The sequence below is a fragment of the Acinetobacter piscicola genome (assembly GCF_002233755.1).
Lineage (GTDB): Bacteria > Pseudomonadota > Gammaproteobacteria > Pseudomonadales > Moraxellaceae > Acinetobacter > Acinetobacter piscicola.
Genome location: NZ_NIFO01000023.1, coordinates 1 through 16,408, shown reverse-complemented (window position 1 = coordinate 16,408; position 16,408 = coordinate 1). Strand labels below are relative to the sequence as shown.

Sequence of the window (16,408 nt, the reverse complement as noted above, 5' to 3'; positions counted from 1 at the left end):
TCCTACCCAAGATTCAATTCCGTTATTTAATTTTTTAGTCCATCTTCTACTTACGTTTATAATAGAGTCGCATATACGTTGTAATTGGCTGATTATATGTCGCAGAGTTAACATCTCGGTCAATGACCTTACGCATTGTTGATGCTTTATCTGCAACTCGATTCGCATAATCGGGAGTAGAAAACTGAGCATCTACCAATGCATAACGGTTTATTGTTGCATCATCGACATGACGCAAATCTGCATCTTGTAAAGCAAGCATATTGCGCTGTTGGTCTTTTGCAACATTGACAATAAATAAAGTATTATTTTCCCAAATCTGTTTGAATCGTTCTTGGTCGAAACTAATATTACCTAATGCAGGGTCAGCGACATAAACTCGACCATCTTTATAAGCTTTGAAAACCACGAAATGTTTAAATCCAGCATAAGAAATAGGCACAATGACCGGCTGATTTTGATTAATCAGATCCGTAAACTCACCTTTAAAACCACCACTCTCATACCCTATTGCAGCAACAAAACGCTTCATGTCTAAAAGTGAAAAGCTTCTTCGCTCTACAATACGATTGTATTCCCCAAAACGAAGTAAGCCTTCCATGGTTTGCTGTTCAGTTAAGTTAGTTCCCACATAGCCATTGAGTAATGTGGTGAGTGCGGCAGAGCCACAACTGTAGTCATACGCTTGACGTACAATTCCACGGAACTGATTTTCTAAGGCGGGCTTGATGGTCACCATTTCACGATGGTTTCGTGAAAATGATTTATCTCGTGAATCCGCAAGCTCTGTATAGTAGACAGCATCTTTTGGCTTGGGTTTCACATCTAAGGCGTGGCTGGCAAAATAATAGATTAATGCCGAACCTAAAGTAATTTCTAACATAATTCTAACTATCAAGTAGCGGCAGTGTTTTGCCTATAGTGTTAATTTTATTTTTAGAGTGAACACTCTACATCCCTGTGACTAGAAGATAACGCTTTTTGAAAAAAAAAACAGTATTTTTTTGAACTTTTGTCGCTTTTCTAAGTTTTTTTGTAAAAAAAAGCGCGTATAAAACGCGCTTTTTTTAAATTTGAATTAGTGACCAGCGATAGTGATTACTGCGCCTGGAGTCATACCTAAACCGTTATATACTTTCATACCAGAAATCGCAACATCACCAATAGATGCACTACCCACTCCTGTACCACCGAATCCAGTCGTTGTACCTGTACCACCACCTAATACAACCGATTTCAAATAGATATCAGTACCTGTAGCATTCTTCATTGCTGTAATCGCAAGACCAGTAGATTTAACAGCGATATCTGCATCCAACGCTAAATTTGAACTGCCAGTATCATTAAGTTTGATACCACCAATTGCAACATAACCACCACCAGCTGTTGAAGCATCTTTAAGCGCTAGATTGTTAATTGAAAGACCACCAATCATTGATCCATTCATTTTAATCATTGCACCTTGAGGTGTATTACCCAATTGGATATTTGCAGTCATTTTACCTGTTTTTAAGCTTAAACCACTTAAAATTTCCGCAGAGCTAGAACCAGCAACATATGCACCAGCTGTACCTGTTACATCATTGACTTCTATCTTACCTAAAGAAATATCTAAACCAGATACTGCCGCTGCTATATTTAAGAATGGGTGACCATTACCACCATCAGTATCAATCGTTAAATCAGCCAAGTTATGTGAAGCTAAAGTACGAGTAGTGTCTAAGTTAGCCCCAGTACTAGCAAGCGGTAGACCATCTGTTGTAGGCGCAGACACAACAACATTATTAATAGTAATCGCCCCTGCATGACCTGATGTATATACAGTTGGAGCCGCCGGTGTACCAGTTTGATTAACTGTATCTGTATAACCCGCCGCTAAACCATCACCATCAAAAACGTGAACTTTAGCGATATCAACTTTAGTAATACCGATACCAATAGAAATACCATCTTGACCAGTTGTTGCGCTTAGTGCAGCATCATCCATTGCTTGCATAGCCATTGCGTTTGAACTGATAGCCACTGCAGAAACTAAAGCAAGTTTAGTGAATAATTTCATAATATGTACTCTCCCAAGAGCATTTTTTTTCATTTTTAACCACTCTCCGCAGTTCCATGTTGTTTTTGTTTTTTTACAACAGAAACTTCAATCCTTGAGTAGTCCGTTTTGCCTTTTTAAATTAACTGCATGTTACTTTTTGTTCAACTGCTGTTTGTCAAAAACGATAACTAACCGATAAACGGTAAACACTTTTTAAAGCTTAATTTTCAGGTAAAATAGTCGGTATTATTTTGCATTTTATCGAGTTAAAACTCCCTATGTTTCGGAAGCCATTAGATTTTTCCTCAAAAAGCATTTCAGATACATTGCAGAAGTTTAAACTGTTATTCGGTTGTACCTATTTGAGAAACTCAGGTGAAATATTGGTTTCGTTTTTACCTGAAAGTTATTGTATTGCAACAAAAGACCAACTTTATTTTTATCAAAGAGACAATGTTTTTAACTATCAACTCAATAAAAATATAATGCAACTTAATAAATTCATTGAATTTTCTGCGCCAACAATACATTCAGATTCTTTCCAAGGCGGTTATATTGGGTTTATTGATTATAATTATGCAAGTCAGCAAAACATTTATGCTCAATTTAAAAATCAACCCAATCTATTTATTGGTAAATATAAGACATTTATAAAACTTGAACAAAATCAATGGTTTTTCTATAGCACTGAGTCTTGCGCAGAAGAATTATTCCAATATATTCAAGATTTACTCTTAACCACAAAAAATAATTCTCAAGATTTCAAATTACTCACACCTTGCCATCCTACATGGTCTAAATCACAGTATTCTCATGCATTTAATCAAATCCAAGATTACATCAAAGCTGGTGATTGTTATCAAATCAACCTAACTCAAGAGTTTTCAGCTCAAGCGAGTGGTAGTTTACTTGATACGGCTGAACAATTTTGGCAGCTCACAGATGCGCCCTACTCAGGTTATTTAAAAATTGATGATTTTGAATTATTGAGTTGTTCGCCTGAATTATTTATAGATTTTGAAGCCAATCGGAAAATCGTGACAAAACCGATTAAAGGAACCATGCCTCGTTATGAAGATTCTGCTCAGGATGAACAATCGAAGCAAACCTTGATCCATTCTCAAAAAGATCAAGCAGAGAATGTCATGATTGTAGATCTGTTGCGAAATGATTTAAGTGTTTATGCAGAAGTCGGTTCTGTTCAAACCCCAAAACTTTTTAATATTGAATCATTTAATCAAGTGCATCATATGGTGAGCGAGGTCACTGCCACTTTAAAAGAAAACGTCAATCCTTTTGAAATGCTACTTTCAGCCCTTCCCGGCGGTTCGATTACAGGCGCACCCAAAATTCGTGCAATGCAAATTATTGAAGAATTAGAAAGTGCTCCACGTGGTGCATACTGTGGATCTATGGGATATTTCAATTTTGATGGGACGGGTTCTTGGAATATTTTAATTCGTTCAATCCAGAAGTACAAAAATGAAGTGTCTGTATGGGCAGGTGGCGGAATCACCATTGCATCTGATTGTGACGCAGAATATCAAGAATGTTTCGATAAAGTCTCCGCCATGCTTGATTTACTCAATACATGGCATCGACCTGAATAATTTCAATTCAATATCTTGGCTAATTTAAGCCAAGATATCATTTTTTAACGCATCCACTAGACGTTGATTTTGCTCATCTGTACCAATAGTAATACGTAAAAATTGATTGATTCGTGGCTTATTGAAATAACGTACAATAATACCTCTTTCACGTAATTGTTTTGTTAATTCGCCTGCATCCTTTGAGGGTAAAGAAGCAAAGATAAAATTAGCTTTTGATGGCAATACCTTAAAACCAATCTCTTCTAAATCAGCAGTTAATTTCTCACGGCTATCAATTACTTTTTGGCAATGTGCTTCAAAATATGCTTGATCTTCAAATGATGCTACAGCAGCAGCTATTGCAAAACGATCAATTGGATAGGAGTTAAAACTATTTTTCACGGCTTCTAAAGCAGCAATTAAATGGGGTTGTGCAATTGCAAAACCGACACGTAAACCAGCTAAAGAGCGCGATTTAGACGTGGTTTGGCACACCACTAAATTATCGTATTTTTCAACCAAACTTACCGCTGATACTGCACCGAAATCGACATAAGCCTCATCAATCAAAACCACCGAATTTGGATTTGCCTGTAACACTTGCTCTATCGCTTCTAAGCCTAATGCAATACTGGTCGGTGCATTTGGATTGGTGATAATAATGCCACCGTTCGGCTGTTTGTAGTCATCAATATTTATTTCAAAGTCATCATTCAATGGCAAAATTTTAGTTTGCGAGCTGATTTGAAAAAACTGACTATAAACTGGATAAAAACTATAGGTAATATCAGGATATAAAATCGGTTTATCCTGCACAAAAAATGCTTTAAAAATATGTGCTAGAACCTCATCCGAACCATTTCCAACAAAAACATGACTAACATCAACATGCTGTTGTTTTGCAATCGCCTGTTTCAATGCGGTTGCATCAGGATCGGGATAGAGACGCAATGCATCTGCTGAATCCACTAAAACGGTCTGAACAGCAGCCACCACTTTTGGTGAAGGTGGATACGGATTTTCATTGGTATTTAATTTTAATAAGTTTTGAATTTTAGGTTGCTCACCCGGTACGTATGGCTCTAATTCACGTACAGATGGACTCCAAAAACGCATTTGCTCAGTTGTGATATTTGACATTTTAATTTCTCAATATTCCCTCTCCTTCTAGAAGAGAGTTAGGGTGAGGTTTTTTATATTTTCCTCTCCTAACCTCCCCCAAAGAAAAGGAATCTCCATCTTCTAAATGATCAAAACGATTTTCATCACTAGAATACCCTCTCCTTTCAGGAGAGGGTTAGGGAGAGGCTTAGAGTTTTAGAAAACTAGGTTTTTCACCTAGACTATAATTCAATTACTGATAACGGTATCTTGCAGATCTTGCATGTGCATCTAAGTTTTCTTGTTGTGCAAGAATGTCAGCAGCTTTAGCAAGCGGTTTCACACCTTGTTCAGAACACATAATCAAACTTGAACGTTTTTGGAAATCATATACACCCAGTGGTGATGAAAAACGTGCTGTGCCTGAAGTAGGTAAGACATGGTTTGGACCTGCACAATAATCCCCAATCGCTTCAGGTGTATATCTTCCCATGAAGATTGCACCTGCATGGCGGATACTTTCTGACATTTGTTCAGCTTCATCCAAACAAAGTTCTAAATGCTCAGGTGCAACTTGATTAATCAAATCTATTGCTTCTTGACGATCTTTCACCAAAACCAATGCACCACGATTCGCAATTGAGGTTCGTGCAATTTCAGCTTTAGGCAAAGCTGCCAAATGTGCTTCAATGGCTTGCGCAACGTCATTTAAAAGTTGCTCATCAGGGGTAATAAAAATAGCTTGAGCAACGGTGTCATGTTCTGCTTGTGACAGGATATCCATCGCTAACCATTCCGCATTATTTTCACCTTCTGCATAGACTAAAATTTCAGAAGGCCCTGCAATCATATCAATACCGACTTGACCAAATACTGCACGTTTTGCAGCTGCGACAAAACGATTCCCCGGTCCAGTGATTTTATCCACTTGGGGAATGGTTTCCGTACCATAAGCCAATGCTGCAACAGCTTGTGCACCACCAATGGTAAACACACGATGTACACCTGCCAAATATGCAGCCGCCAATACCAGTGGATTTAATTCACCATCCGGTGCAGGTACAACCATAATAATTTCTTGTACACCTGCAACATGTGCAGGAACCGCATTCATTAACACAGAAGATGGATAAGATGCCAAACCACCCGGAACATAGATTCCAACACGATCTAATGGTGTTACTTTCTGTCCGAGTGTATTCCCCAATTCATCTACGTAAGACCAGCCCTCTTGTTTTTGAGCTTGGTGAAAAGTACGAATACGATGTGCAGCCATTTCTAAAGCATCACGTACTTCTGTCGTTAAACCTTCAAATGCTGCTTTAAGTTGCTCTTGTGACAGTTCTAAATCTGAAAATTGATGTGCTGGATGTCGATCGAACTGTTGAGTGAGTTTAAGTACATGTGCATCACCATATTGGCGTACATCTGCAATAATTTGGTCTACTGTTTTTAAAAGTTCAGGATCACTCACTGTTTCAAAAGCTAGCAAGTCAGCAAAGACTTGTTTAAAGTTTAGCTCTTGAGTCGATAAACGTCGCATCAATTTACCCACAAGGTTGTTTAGGAAAGATTTAGTTTACCTTGTTTTGGCTATCTTGTGGGCAAGATAACATCGTCATTTCTATTTAGTTTTATAGAAAAATACTTTCATCAAATGATATTTTAGATAGCAAGTTAACTGAATGCACTTACCAAAATAATGTTATATATCCATTTAAAAATTAAAAACCATCATAGGATTTAAGATGCAAATAAAGGAAATAGCTCAGACATTCTCATTAGGTCAGTTTAGTTCTGTCTTTCAATATTTCGCTGAAGATATTGAATGGCATATTATTGGAGAGCAGCATATAAAGGGATTAGAACACACAATAAATCACTGTAATTTAATACAATCTCACTTTAATGAAACACCACATAAGTTCACTATTCATGCACAATATCAATCTTTAAATACAGTCATTATTCAAGGATCTGCTGAATTTTATCATTCAAATAAGAATACAATTATTCAAGCATGTGACCTTTATACTTTTAATCACTCAAACAAACTCATACTGATCGAATCCTATTGCATAACACTTTAAATATTTTAAATCATGAATAAAAAACCGCCCAAATATGGACGGTCATTTATTCGCAAAAGTAGACTTAATTTATAAGTTTTACTTTTGACGCTCTGCAACTGCTTTTTCAAGCTGTTCAAGAATTGGACTTAATAAAGCTTGTTTACGTTTAAAACTGGCTTTATTCACAATCAAGCGTGAAGACACTTTGCAAATTTCTTCTAATGGCTCTAAACCATTGGCACGCAAAGTATTGCCTGTATCTACAACATCGACAATGTAATCACCTAAACCCACCAATGGCGCAAGCTCCATCGATCCATAAAGTTTAATCACATCAACTTGCTCACCAAGGCTTGCATAATACTGACGGGTTAAATTTACATACTTGGTTGCAATTTTTAAACGCCCTTTTGGACGTACCATGCCAACCTTGCCTGCTGTCATTAATCTACAGTTCGCAATTTTCAAATCCAATGGCTCATAGACATTTTGTGCACCATGTTCCATCAGAACATCTTTACCTGCTACACCAATATCCGCCGCACCATTTTCCACATAAGTTGGTACATCAGAAGCACGCAAAATAAGAATACGAACTTGTTTATGTGTTGTTGGGAAAATCAACTTACGAGATTTGTCTGGATCTTCCAGCAAGTTAATTCCAGCAGTTTCAAGTAAAGGTAAAGTTTCCTTTAAAATACGCCCCTTACTTAATGCTAAAGTTAAACCATGATCAAAATTGCCCATTACGTCAAAGTTTGGATCATCGTTTCTCATATCACTCATTAACTTGTCTCGCTCACACGCTGAATTTGGGCACCAATACTTTGTAATTTCGCCTCAATATCTTCATAGCCACGATCAATATGGTAAATACGATCAATGATTGTTTCACCCTCAGCAGCTAAAGCAGCCAGTACCAAGGAGAATGAAGCACGTAAATCCGTTGCCATCACTGGTGCAGCAGAAAGTTTATCCACCCCAGTCACAACTGCATCATTACCTTCAACCTGAATATTTGCGCCCATACGTGCCAATTCAGGAACATGCATAAAACGGTTTTCAAAAATCGTTTCAGAAATTGTTGCAAACCCACGACCAATCGCATTGACTGCCATGATCTGTGCTTGCATATCTGTTGGAAAATCAGGATGTGGCAGAGTTTGGAAGCTTACCGCTTTTGGACGCTTACCCATCATATCTAGTTCGATCCAGTCGTCTCCACGCGTGACTTCTGCACCCATTTCTTCGAATTTATCGAGTACTGATTCCAATAAATTAGGATCGGTATGTGTGGTTTTAACTCGACCACCAGTTATCGCTGCTGCTGCTAAATACGAACCTGTTTCAATACGATCTGCAACAACTGCATATTCACAACCATGTAAACTTTCAACACCAGTAACAACCAATGTATCTGTATCTAAACCTTCAATTTTTGCACCCATTTTAATGAGCATTTGCGCAAGATCTGTAATTTCAGGTTCACGTGCAGCATTACGAATTGTAGTGACACCATCAGCTAAAACAGCGGCTGTTAAAATGTTTTCCGTTCCGCCTACAGTCACCATATCAAAAACGACTTCACCGCCTTTTAAGCGACCATCAACTTTTGCATGTACATAACCTGCTTCAACCTCAATTTCCGCACCTAAAGCTTCAAGTGCTTTCAAATGTTGATCTACAGGACGAGAGCCAATGGCGCATCCACCTGGAAGCGAAACTTTAGCACTACCATAGCGCGCCAACAAAGGCCCAAGCACCAAAATTGATGCACGCATAGTTTTTACCAATTCATAAGGTGCAAATTGGTTATCTAATGTAGAGGTATCAGCAACAACTGTATCCCCTTGATAACTCATAGTGACACCTAAGCCACCAATCAATTTAACCAAAGTATTCACATCTTTAAGATTTGGAACATTGGTTAGAGTAATGGGTGTATCTGCAAGGATCATGGCTGCCAATAAAGGCAAAGCAGCATTTTTCGCACCTGAGATACGAACTTCACCTTCTAATTTTACACCGCCTTGAATTAAAAATTTATCCATTGACGCTTAAGCTCCAAACATACTGGCTTTGCGCCATTCTTCTTTAGTCATTGCACGAATAGTCACAGCATGTACTGCACCACTTGCGATATAGGAGTTTAGTGGTTGGTACACTGTCTGCTGACGAGCAACGGGACGCTTCCCTTCAAATTGTTCGTCTACAATACGGAGGTCAAATTTACCTGCTTGTCCACTGACAGCAACCTCAGCATCAGGAAAAGCTGCTTTTAATATTTCAGTGAGCTGTTCACTATTCATTGCATCGACCTCTTATAGGACTGACAGTGTAAAAACCGACTATTTTACTATAACTCAGCAAAATAATTCATTATCTCGTACAAAATTATCAATAAAAAAAAGAGGTATTTGCAACCTCTTTTTTTAGTTCTTTTTCTATGCTAAGCAGATACCAACAACGGTTGATAATTTAACTGCATTTTACGATGTCGCTCTAACTGTCTTTTTAATTTATCACTGAGCTTTGCAATCGCATTATACATATCATCAGCAGAAGCTTGAGCAAACAGCTCAATTCCCGGTAATCGTACAATCGCCTCTGCGATATGGTTTGCACTCCCTTTTTTTGATCTTTTATCCAATTGATGATCTTTACTTAGCTTCACCTGCATACTATTCACTTGATCTATATGCTTGGTCATCTGTGTAAATTTATCTCGAATGCTTTCTTCTATTGCAGGTGTAATACTTAAATGATGTCCACGAATTGTAATTTGCATAGTTCCATCCCTCTCCTTCGTAATGAAGATATGATCGTCATAATCAAAATGATCTGATGCCAGAATTCACCGAGGAAAATACTGTACCTTACATCATGCAATCATTTTAACTACTCCAAAAAACTAACAAGCGGTTCATTATTTTGTCATAATGAACCTTTAGAATTGCCACATTTTAAAAGTTAGATCAAGACTTTTCGATCTGAAGATGAAGGAATATGTAACGATTCACGATATTTTGCGACCGTTCTTCGAGCAACTTCGATCCCATCATCTTTCAACAAATTTGCAATCGTATTATCTGACAAAGGTTTCCGTGGATTTTCATCTGAAATCAGTTTTTTGATTTTTGCACGAATCGCTGTTGAAGAAGCCTCACCACCTGCTGTTGTTCCCACATGACTTGAAAAGAAATATTTTAACTCAAATAAACCACGTGGAGTAAGTAAAAACTTATTGGTTGTTACTCGAGAAACTGTAGATTCATGTAACTCCACCTCCTCCGCAACATCACGTAGTACCAGAGGTTTCATTCCCTCAGCACCAATTTCTAAAAACTCTCTTTGATGCTGCACAATACATGTAGCAACTTTCAACAATGTCTTATGTCGCTCATCAACGCTTTTAATAAAGTTTTTAGCTTCCAACATTTGATTACGTAAATATTGATTATCATCACTTTGGTCAGCGCGCTTAATCATTCCAGAATAAAAAGTATTAATTCTTAATTTAGGCAAAATATCGGGATTTAGTTGTACATGCCAGTGTTCACTTTTTTTAGAAACCACCACATCTGGAATTTGATAATCTGATTCTTTTTGTTCAAATTCAGCACCCGGATAAGGCTTTAAAGTCTTCAATAAATCAACAGCTGATTTTAATTGGTCTGCATTTAAACCAGTTTGTTTAATGAGTTTATTTAAATCATTACTCACCAATAGCTCATAATGTTTCAATAACATTAAAGCTTCTTTTCTAAATAAAGTTGTATTCGGCAAAGTATCTATTTGTATAAATAAACATTCTGCTAAATTTCTAGACCCGATTCCAATCGGTTCTAGCCGTTGAATATGTTTTAAAACAACCAAAACCTCGTCAACTTCAACTTCTATTTCATAATCCATTTGTTGTAATAAATGCTGAACTGAACTGACAATTTCTTCTACATCTGCATCTAAAAAACCTTTTTCATCCAAAGCATCAACAAGACAATATGCAATGAGTTGGTCGACTGGTGAAAAATGTAAGAGGTTAACCTGTCCAAGCATGTGTTCTTTAAGTGATGCTTCAGCATGGCGATTATCTTCACGATCATCAAATTCAGGGCGTTCCATTGCAGTGGATTGGTGCGTATAAACATCGTCCCAATCGGTATCTACAGGTAATTCATCGGGTAAATGATCTGCATTTAAAGACTCAGAAAGTTCATATTCTTGTTGTTCTTTTTTAGTTTCATCTAAACTTTCAATTTCATGACTTTCCTCCTCTACTTTTTCAAGTAGTGGATTACTATCCAGTTGTATTTGAATTTCTTGCTCAAGCTCTAAACTCGATAATTGGAGCAATCGAATGGCTTGTTGCAATTGAGGCGTAAGCGACAACGAGTTTGCAACCTTTAATCCAACCGATAACTTCATAAAAATGCGCCCCACACTGTTTTAACACGTATCAATTACAAACAAGCAAAATTCATGCCTATTTGTATTTTATAGCATATGCAACGATATGCGCCTAGTCACAAAAAAGAATGAATTGCTAAAAAAATATTTATTATTTATTAACTAAAATAAATTTTAGCTCTTGTATTGATTTTATTAAAAATAAAATCAATAGATTGAAATTTAATATTGTCAATTTCATTATCAATCAAAGAAATACTGTTTAAAAATGCATAAGCTAAAATAAATGCCTTAGCCTCTATTTATTTAATTTTTTTTAAATACAATACCAAACCTATCGTGATCGGTATCACATTATATTTTGATCAAAATTTACTATTTATTATGTTTTATCCTTTACTTATTTAAAGGGTAGGTATAAAAATAAATAGGGATACGGTGTTTGACGGATCATGTATTGCAAAATACATAACACCAAAAATGTAACAATTCGAAACCTAAGCTAGATTGCTCAAAGATAAAAGCAAATGGAGACTTCAAAGATGAAGAAATTATCGACAAAGGTACTAACAACAACACTTGGCGTACTTATGGCGAGTGGCGCTTTTTCACAAGCTCAAGCAGCAGATACTCTTGTAAAAATTAAGCAATCAGGAAAAGTCATCATTGGTTATCGTGAATCTTCAGATCCGATTTCTTATGTCGTTGGTGGAAAACCGATGGGTTATGCAGTAGATATTTGTAACAATTTTGCAAATGAACTGAAAAAATCCTTAAAAATGCCAAACCTCAAAGTTGAATATAAAGCTGTTACTTCTTCTACTCGTATTCCTGAAATTTTAGCAGGCAATATTGATATGGAATGTGGTACAACCACAAACTCTGTACAACGCCAGCAACAAGTGAGTTTCTCTACAAACTACTATGCAACAGAAGTTCGCATGGCTGTAAAAGCAAATTCACCAATCAAATCAATTGCTGATTTAAATGGTAAAGCTGTTGTAACAACTCAAGGTACAACTTCTGACAAATACATCAAAATGGGTGAAAAAGGCGAAAAAGTAAATGTAAATAACGTTTACGGCAAAGACCACTCAGACTCATTTGCAATGGTTGCTTCAGGTCGTGCTGCTGCATTCGTTATGGATGACAACATCCTTGCAGGTTTAATTGCAAAATCATCAAATCCTAAAGATTTCAAAATTGTAGGACCTGTTCTATCTTCAGAACCTTATGGCATTATGCTGCCTAAAGGTGATGCAGCATATAAAGCCATTGCAGACCGTGTTGTAACAGGTATGTGGAAAAATGGACAAATGACTGCTTTGTATAAAAAATGGTTCTTGTCTCCAATCGCACCTAAAAATGTTAACATGAACATGCCTATGAGCTCATCTTATAAAGCGCTTATGGCTAAACCTACTGATGCTGGTATCAACTAAGCACCCTTTGATTAGAAAAATAGTGTATAGATCAAAATATGTCTCATGTTTTGATCTATAATTTTTTAAAAAATTAAAATTGCAAGGAGCACGCATGTCAGTAGGCTCACTTAACTGGACAGCATATTGTCTACCTTCCAACGAATACAGTTTAGAAAAAGCGGCATGGGCAGAGTCTGTATGTAAAGCAATTGGTGGTGAAAGTTACTCCCCTGTTGCTGATGCACCAACTTGGTTACAACTCCTAGGTTCTGGCGTTTGGACGATGGTTTGGACTGCTGTTCTCGCCTTTATTATTGCCTTCACAGTTGGATCTCTTATTGGTATATTGCGCACAGCACCCAATAAACCTTTGTCTTTTATTGGTACGTGTTATGTCGAATTATTTCGTAACATCCCACTCATTGTTCAACTATTTTTCTGGGCATTTGTATTTCCCGAGCTACTCCCAAAAAGCTTAAGTACAGGGAGTGGAGAAATAGTCAATGGCGGATGGTGGCAGAACATTCTCAATGATAATCCTGCTGCAATTGGTGTCTTCGCACTTGGCTTATATACCGCAGCCCGAATCGCGGAACAAGTTCGTGCAGGTATTAATACCGTTTCACGTGGGCAAAAAAATGCAGCTTTCGCAATTGGCTTGACTCAAAGCCAAAGCTATCGTTACGTTGTATTGCCAGTCGCATATCGTATTGTTTGGCCGACTTTGACCTCTGAGGCAATGAACGTATTTAAAAACTCAGCTGTTTTATATGCATTGAGTGTTTTGAATTTCTTTGCTTATACCAAAACAATGCGTGAAGAAACATCCCAAGATATTGTTATTCTTATTCTCTCTACTCCAGTGTATCTAATTATTACCTATTCTATTAAATACATCATGGCTTGGATTGAGAAACGCATGGCAGTTCCTGGACTTGGATCAGGGGGTAAATAATTATGGATTTCAGCATATTACAAAATGAAGATGTCATCCAAACTTTGCTCGCAGGATTCAAATTCACAGTTACAGTTACAGTTCTCTCTGTGATTGGCGGTATCCTCATCGGTACGCCACTTGCAATGATGAGACTGTCTAATAATAAAATTGCCAGTAGTTTTGCTAAATTTTATGTTGATTTCTTTCGTGGTGTACCACTGATTCAAGTCATCTTTATTTTCTACTTTCTACTGCCAAAGTTTTTTGAGTTTCAGTCAGACACATATTACGGACCACTTTTTTCAAGCGTCGTAACATTTGCAATTTTTGAAGCAGCATTCTTCTCGGAAATCGTGCGTTCAGGTATTCAGTCTGTATCCAAAGGTCAAGTCAATGCAGGCTATGCAATTGGTTTCACTTATGGACAGACCATGTCAAATGTTGTTTTACCACAAGCATTTAGAAACATGCTCCCTGTATTGCTCACTCAATCCATTGTACTTTTCCAAGATGTATCATTGGTTTACGTCATTAGTGCTCCCGACTTCTTAGGCAATGCTAATACATTAGCAAATACTTATGGTGCTGAAACAAAAGCAACTTTCTACCTAGTTGTAGCTGTTGTTTACTTCTGTATCTCCTTTGCGCTTTCTAGACTTGTGAAGCGTTTACATCAAAAAATAGCAATTATTCGTTAATTGGAGAATCGATATGCCAATGATAGAAATACAACATATCTCAAAATGGTATGGAGATTTTCAGGTTCTAACTGATTGCACAACCTCTATTGAAAAAGGTGAAGTTGTCGTAGTTTGCGGACCATCTGGTTCTGGAAAATCAACACTTATTAAAACAGTGAATGCATTAGAGCCTTTTCAAGAAGGCAATATTGTTGTAGATGGAACTACCCTAAAAGATTCTAAAACAGATTTAGCTAAATTTCGTTCACGTGTAGGTATGGTATTCCAACACTTTGAACTCTTTCCGCATATGACTGTTTTTGACAATTTAACTATTGGTCAGATGAAAGTGCTTAAACGTTCTGAGCAAGAAGCGAAGAAGAAAGCATTACAATATTTAGATCGAGTTGGACTATCTGCGCATAAAGACAAATTCCCTGGTCAGCTTTCAGGTGGTCAGCAACAACGTGTTGCGATTGCTCGTGGTCTATGCATGGATCCTGTGTGCATGTTATTCGATGAACCGACCTCTGCTCTTGATCCGGAAATGGTCGGTGAAGTGCTTGATGTAATGAGTCAGCTTGCGAAAGAAGGCATGACGATGATGTGTGTTACCCATGAAATGGGCTTCGCACGTAAAGTTTCAAGTCGTGTTATCTTTATGGATCAAGGAAAAATTATTGAAGACTGTAAAACAGAAGACTTCTTTAACAAACCTGAAGAACGCCATGAAAGAACTAAATTTTTCTTAGATAAGATTTCGATGGTGCATTAACAAATAATGCCTCAACATCATTTGTTGAGGCATTTTTCTATCTAGGAAATTGCAATTCAAATAGATGATTAACACATTATCAAAACAAAAAAGTAAGATCTTTTAAATAATTAATTCTCTGCAAAGACCAGTTTCATTCAACACACAAAAAATATTAATATCAATAACTTACCAACAAATTTACTTTTAATTACTCAATCGAGATTGGTAATTGTAATTTAGTAATGACGGGCTTTCCGTTTTTCAAAGGCTTCTGAAATTGCCAACGTTGCACCTGTGTAAGCAACAACCACGTAAGATCATCATTTTCTGCAGAAATAACTTTAGGTAACTGAACCACTCCCTCTTCATCCAAATAAAATTCAATAAGAACCTCTTTGTACTTTTTACTATTAATGAGTTCTGAAGGTATATTTGGATATGGACTATACAATGCTACTGGGATCGAATCTAACTGATTGGCGTTAACCAGTCTTCCATCATTATTTTCAATATATTTTAAAATTCTTTTAGCTGAAGGATTTACCCCAGTATCTCTGTTCATTGGTTTAAAATTATACTCTTTCGATAGTGCAGCCCAACTTGGTTGCCCATTTTTAATTGCTGGTTCAAAAACCCATGAACTAAATGAAGCTTGGGCTGATAAACCAAATTCAGGTTGTGTTGATGACAATATTTTAGATTCCACAATATGACCATTAGGATCAATAATGATCATTATATTTGCTTTGCCAGTTTGATTTTTTTCCAATAAATCCAAAGGATAAACAACAGGGACAACAATTTTTATTTGTGGCGCGACATCAAACTGAAATTTTTCTTGTAAATGAACAGAAGCACTTGATGTTTTAAATGGAGCATCTCCGTTATTCTCTTTTAGCTCCTGAATCATAAAATCATATGGTATTTCAATTTCAACTTCTTCTTTTATAGGCTTAAATTTAGCCGCTAGAATATTTTGAACAACCACTTTTTCTAAATCGGGATGAATTGATTCTAAGACTATAACTTTACTCACCTCCCCTTGCTTATTAATTACAACTTTTATATTTACCCTCCCACCATTTCCTACCTTAAGTAAGTTTTTCGGATAAACCATTTTAGGTATTATTAATGGCTCTAGACTCGATCCTTTGATTTCTGATAATTTTGGACTTGCATCTTGCAAAGCTTCAGGCTGTGCGTATGCCGCTAAATTAACAAATATTGATGCAGCTAATACCCAAACAAACTTCATAAGAATTCCATTTTTATTTTTCAATAAACACGATTAGCAAATCTAAATCACGGATTATTTATACTGTATTTAGTTTTTAATTTATGGGCAAGATTATTTTTCAATAGAAAAACGAAACATAAAAAAACACCCTCTGCTATTG

Annotated in this window: 16 protein-coding genes; 6 read left to right on the top strand and 10 right to left on the bottom strand. The window is 36.7% G+C overall.

Annotated elements, in window-relative coordinates; translation table 11 throughout:
* Positions 1 to 46: 46 nt before the first annotated feature.
* Complete coding sequence (gene filB, locus CDA10_RS13615; RefSeq protein WP_089606125.1) at positions 47 to 883, bottom strand: putative pilus system C39 family peptidase FilB; 837 nt, start codon at positions 881 to 883, stop codon at positions 47 to 49.
* Between the two features lie 195 nt (positions 884 to 1,078).
* The gene (gene filA, locus CDA10_RS13610; RefSeq protein ID WP_089606124.1) at positions 1,079 to 2,059 is read right to left on the bottom strand and encodes a putative pilus system protein FilA; all 981 of its coding nucleotides are present in this window, start codon (positions 2,057 to 2,059) and stop codon (positions 1,079 to 1,081) included.
* 260 nt (positions 2,060 to 2,319) lie between these two features.
* Here filA and CDA10_RS13605 point away from each other — a divergent pair, with 260 nt between their 5' ends.
* The gene (locus CDA10_RS13605; RefSeq protein ID WP_089606123.1) at positions 2,320 to 3,651 is read left to right on the top strand and encodes an anthranilate synthase component I family protein; all 1,332 of its coding nucleotides are present in this window, start codon (positions 2,320 to 2,322) and stop codon (positions 3,649 to 3,651) included.
* A 24-nt stretch (positions 3,652 to 3,675) separates the two neighbouring features.
* On the opposite strand, the gene hisC is transcribed toward CDA10_RS13605, so the two are convergent.
* Both hisC and hisD read right to left on the bottom strand, forming a co-directional pair.
* Positions 3,676 to 4,773 carry a histidinol-phosphate transaminase gene (hisC, locus tag CDA10_RS13600; protein WP_089606122.1) on the bottom strand — a complete coding sequence of 366 codons (1,098 nt, stop codon included), beginning with the start codon at positions 4,771 to 4,773 and terminating at the stop codon, positions 3,676 to 3,678.
* A gap of 214 nt (positions 4,774 to 4,987) precedes the next feature.
* Complete coding sequence (hisD, locus tag CDA10_RS13595; protein ID WP_167374969.1) at positions 4,988 to 6,289, bottom strand: histidinol dehydrogenase; 1,302 nt, start codon at positions 6,287 to 6,289, stop codon at positions 4,988 to 4,990.
* 193 nt (positions 6,290 to 6,482) lie between these two features.
* Here hisD and CDA10_RS13590 point away from each other — a divergent pair, with 193 nt between their 5' ends.
* Positions 6,483 to 6,824, top strand: a complete 342-nt coding sequence (locus CDA10_RS13590; protein WP_089606120.1) for a hypothetical protein — start codon at positions 6,483 to 6,485, stop codon at positions 6,822 to 6,824.
* 78 nt (positions 6,825 to 6,902) lie between these two features.
* Here CDA10_RS13590 and hisG read toward each other — a convergent pair whose 3' ends face one another.
* From hisG to CDA10_RS13565, 5 genes are all read right to left on the bottom strand, one after another.
* A complete protein-coding gene (hisG, locus tag CDA10_RS13585) occupies positions 6,903 to 7,592 on the bottom strand; it encodes an ATP phosphoribosyltransferase (RefSeq protein ID WP_089606119.1) in 690 nt (229 codons plus the stop codon).
* Positions 7,592 to 8,857 carry a UDP-N-acetylglucosamine 1-carboxyvinyltransferase gene (gene murA, locus CDA10_RS13580; RefSeq protein ID WP_089606118.1) on the bottom strand — a complete coding sequence of 422 codons (1,266 nt, stop codon included), beginning with the start codon at positions 8,855 to 8,857 and terminating at the stop codon, positions 7,592 to 7,594. The genes hisG and murA overlap by 1 nt, the downstream gene beginning before the upstream one ends.
* Positions 8,858 to 8,863: 6 nt before the next feature.
* Complete coding sequence (gene ibaG, locus CDA10_RS13575; RefSeq protein ID WP_089606117.1) at positions 8,864 to 9,115, bottom strand: BolA family iron metabolism protein IbaG; 252 nt, start codon at positions 9,113 to 9,115, stop codon at positions 8,864 to 8,866.
* A gap of 140 nt (positions 9,116 to 9,255) precedes the next feature.
* Entirely contained in the window at positions 9,256 to 9,594 is a 339-nt protein-coding gene (gene hpf, locus CDA10_RS13570) for a ribosome hibernation-promoting factor, HPF/YfiA family (protein ID WP_089606116.1), read from the bottom strand.
* A gap of 182 nt (positions 9,595 to 9,776) precedes the next feature.
* Positions 9,777 to 11,231 carry an RNA polymerase factor sigma-54 gene (locus CDA10_RS13565; protein WP_089606115.1) on the bottom strand — a complete coding sequence of 485 codons (1,455 nt, stop codon included), beginning with the start codon at positions 11,229 to 11,231 and terminating at the stop codon, positions 9,777 to 9,779.
* A gap of 572 nt (positions 11,232 to 11,803) precedes the next feature.
* Between CDA10_RS13565 and CDA10_RS13560 the strand changes: the two genes are divergently transcribed.
* The 4 genes from CDA10_RS13560 (at position 11,804) to CDA10_RS13545 (ending at position 15,029) form a co-directional block, all read left to right on the top strand.
* Positions 11,804 to 12,655, top strand: a complete 852-nt coding sequence (locus CDA10_RS13560) for an amino acid ABC transporter substrate-binding protein (protein ID WP_407640380.1) — start codon at positions 11,804 to 11,806, stop codon at positions 12,653 to 12,655.
* Between the two features lie 94 nt (positions 12,656 to 12,749).
* Entirely contained in the window at positions 12,750 to 13,592 is an 843-nt protein-coding gene (locus CDA10_RS13555; RefSeq protein WP_089606113.1) for an amino acid ABC transporter permease, read from the top strand.
* A 2-nt stretch (positions 13,593 to 13,594) separates the two neighbouring features.
* Complete coding sequence (locus tag CDA10_RS13550) at positions 13,595 to 14,272, top strand: amino acid ABC transporter permease (protein WP_089606112.1); 678 nt, start codon at positions 13,595 to 13,597, stop codon at positions 14,270 to 14,272.
* Between the two features lie 13 nt (positions 14,273 to 14,285).
* Entirely contained in the window at positions 14,286 to 15,029 is a 744-nt protein-coding gene (locus CDA10_RS13545) for an amino acid ABC transporter ATP-binding protein (protein WP_089606111.1), read from the top strand.
* Positions 15,030 to 15,219: 190 nt separating this feature from the next.
* On the opposite strand, the gene CDA10_RS13540 is transcribed toward CDA10_RS13545, so the two are convergent.
* Complete coding sequence (locus CDA10_RS13540) at positions 15,220 to 16,266, bottom strand: TonB family protein (RefSeq protein ID WP_089606110.1); 1,047 nt, start codon at positions 16,264 to 16,266, stop codon at positions 15,220 to 15,222.
* Positions 16,267 to 16,408 lie beyond the last annotated feature (142 nt).